This is a genomic window from Phenylobacterium sp., assembly GCF_046590535.1.
In the GTDB taxonomy this organism is placed as follows: Bacteria; Pseudomonadota; Alphaproteobacteria; order Caulobacterales; family Caulobacteraceae; genus Phenylobacterium.
In genome coordinates this window covers 1-2663 of the sequence record NZ_JBKJTG010000135.1, presented here as the reverse complement: position 1 = coordinate 2663, position 2663 = coordinate 1, and the positions used below count along the sequence as shown (strand labels likewise).

At 68.1% G+C, this 2663-nt stretch carries 2 protein-coding genes and 1 pseudogene; 2 read left to right on the top strand and 1 reads right to left on the bottom strand.

Going from position 1 to position 2663, the window contains the following annotated elements:
- The coding region (locus tag ACLL81_RS08220) for a 3-hydroxyacyl-CoA dehydrogenase NAD-binding domain-containing protein (RefSeq protein ID WP_411287862.1) at positions 1 to 1298 on the bottom strand (1298 nt) is incomplete at its 3' end.
- A gap of 176 nt (positions 1299 to 1474) precedes the next feature.
- Between ACLL81_RS08220 and ACLL81_RS08215 the strand changes: the two genes are divergently transcribed.
- Both ACLL81_RS08215 and ACLL81_RS08210 read left to right on the top strand, forming a co-directional pair.
- The gene (locus ACLL81_RS08215) at positions 1475 to 2254 is read left to right on the top strand and encodes an SDR family oxidoreductase (RefSeq protein WP_411287861.1); all 780 of its coding nucleotides are present in this window, start codon (positions 1475 to 1477) and stop codon (positions 2252 to 2254) included.
- A 61-nt stretch (positions 2255 to 2315) separates the two neighbouring features.
- Positions 2316 to 2663, top strand: a pseudogene (locus ACLL81_RS08210) (C4-dicarboxylate ABC transporter); the annotation flags it as partial.

Sequence of the window (2663 nt, the reverse complement as noted above, 5' to 3'; positions counted from 1 at the left end):
TCCTGCGGCCGCTTCGTCACCGAGGCGATCTCGTCGATGTTTAGGCCCGAGGTGTTGGTGGCCAGGATCGCGCCCGGCTTACAGATCCGGTCCAGGTCGGTGAAGATCGCCTTCTTCACATCCATGCGCTCGAACACCGCCTCGATGACCAGGTCCACGTCGGCGAAGGACTCGTCCATGGACAGCGACCCGGTGATCAGGCCGGTGCGCTCTTCCACCTGTTCGGCGGTGATCCCGCCGCGCGAGGCGGTGCGCTCGTAGTTCTTGCGGATGGTGGCCAGACCCCGGTCCAGGGGCTCCTGCTTCTGCTCGACGATCACCACAGGGATGCCGGCGTTGGCGAAGTTCATGGCGATGCCGCCGCCCATGGTGCCGGCGCCGATGATCCCGACCTTCTTGATGGGGCGGGTGGGGGTGTCCTCGGGCACGTCCGGGATCTTGTTGGCCTGGCGCTCGGCGAAGAAATAGTAGCGCTGGGCGGCCGACTGCGGGCCGGCCATCAGCTCGCCGAACAGCTTGCGCTCGGCTTTCAGCCCTTCGTCGAAGGTGGCCGAGTTCACCGCCGCCTCCACGGCCTTGATATTGTTTTCCGGGGCTAGGAAGCCGCGCATCTTGCGCGCGTTTGCCTTGCGGAAATTGGCGAAGATTTCCGGCTTGCCGCGGGCTTCTTCCAGCCTTGCGTTGTTGTCGCGGACCTTCACCAGGGGCTTGCCCTCGGCGACGGCCTTGCGGGCGAAGGCCAGGGCGCCTTCGCGCAGCTTGCCTTCCTCCACCAGCTCGTCGACCAGGCCCATGGCGGCGGCCTGCTTGGCCGGCACGTGCTGGCCGGAGGTGACCATCTCCAGGGCCTTCTCGACGCCGACGATGCGGGGCAGCCGCTGCGTGCCGCCGGCGCCCGGCAAGAGGCCCAGGGCCACTTCCGGCAGGCCGAGGCGCGCCGACGGGACCGCCACGCGGTAGTGGGCGCAGAGTGCGACCTCCAGGCCGCCGCCCAGCGCCGTTCCGTGGATCGCGGCCACCACCGGCTTGGGCGAGCCTTCCATCATGTCCTGCACGTCGAACAGCGAAGGGCCGGCCATGGCCCCGCCGAACTCGGTGATGTCGGCGCCGGCGATGAAGGTGCGGCCCTCGCAGATCAGCACAATGGCCTTGGCGTCGGAGGCGCCGGCCTGCTTGAAGCCCTCGAACAGCCCCTCGCGGACCTTGGCCGAGAGCGCGTTCACGGGCGGGGAATTGAGGGTGATCACCGCGACGTCGCCGTCGTGGGAAAGGTCAGTCACCGAATTGATCGCGGCCATGGGCGTGTCCTCGCAGGGCTGGCGGACCGCTCATTGAAAAGGCTGGCGGCCGCGTAATTCAAACGCTTGTTATAGGCCCCGCCGGACCCGCCCAAGTCAATTGTCCTGCCAGGCTTTGCAGTCCCGCTTGATGGGCTATGAAGGAGCCTCAACCACAAGCATGGGAGGACGGCGGGATGGCGACGAACCTGTTTTCGCTGGAGGGGCGCACGGCGCTGGTCACCGGCGGCTCGCGCGGTATCGGCAAGATGATCGCCAAGGGCTTCCTGGGCAGCGGCGCGGCAAAGGTCTACATCTCCTCGCGCAAGGCAGAGGCCTGCGACGCCACCGCCAAGGAGCTGGGCGAACGCTGCTTCTCCCTGCCGCAGGACGTCTCCACCGTGGACGGCGTCAAGGCGCTGACCGCCGCCTACCTGGCCCGCGAGGACAAGCTCGACATCCTGGTGAACAACGCCGGCGCCGCCTGGGGGGCGGAGTTCGACGAGTTCCCGGAGAGCGGCTGGGACAAGGTGATGGACCTGAACCTGAAGTCGCCGTTCTTTCTCACCCAGGCCCTGCATGGCGCCCTGGCCAAGGCGGCCACCCGCGAACGACCGGCCAAGGTGATCAACATCGCCTCGATCGACGGCATCCGGCTCAATCCCCAGGAGACCTATTCCTACCACGCCTCCAAGGCCGGCCTGATCTACCTGACCCGCCGGATGGCGGCGCGGCTGATCGCGGACGGCATCGTCATGAGCGCCATCGCGCCCGGGGCCTTCGCCTCCGAAATGAACCGCGTGGCCCGCGACCAGGGCGACGAGGTGGCCAAGCGCATCCCCGCCCGGCGCATCGGCAGCGACGAGGACATGCAGGGCGTGGCTATCTACCTAGCCAGCAGGGCCGGCGACTATGTGGTCGGCGAGACCATCGCTGTGGACGGCGGGGTGGCGCTGGCCAGCTTCGGCGGGCTCTAGCGGCGCCACGGTTTTGCGGCTGATGCGCTATTCAGGTTCTCCGTGAGCTGAATCGACCGCCTTGACCGACACGCCCGCCACCACCACCCGACGGATCAGCCTTGTTCTGGGGCTGGTGGGACTCGTCCTCGTGCTGGGGGCGCTGGCGCTCTATGCGGCCCGCAAGGCGATCGCCCGCGAGACGTTGACCGGTTGGCTGGAGCGCCGCGGGGTCGCCTCGAGCACCGAAGTGGAAGCCTTTGGCCTTTCCGGCTTCACCGCCCGGATGTCGGTAGGCGATCCGGCCCGCCCCGACTTTGCCGCCGCCCGGGTGGACGTGCGTTACCGGATCAAGGGTTTCGGGGTGGAGGTGGGCGCCATCACCCTGCGCGAACCGGTGGTCCGCGCCAGCATTCGCGGCGGCAAGCTC

Bases quoted from the DNA above. Each gene is read 5' to 3' on its own strand.
- ACLL81_RS08215 (WP_411287861.1), top strand. From the start codon at position 1,475: ATGGCGACGAACCTGTTTTCGCTGGAGGGGCGCACGGCGCTGGTCACC.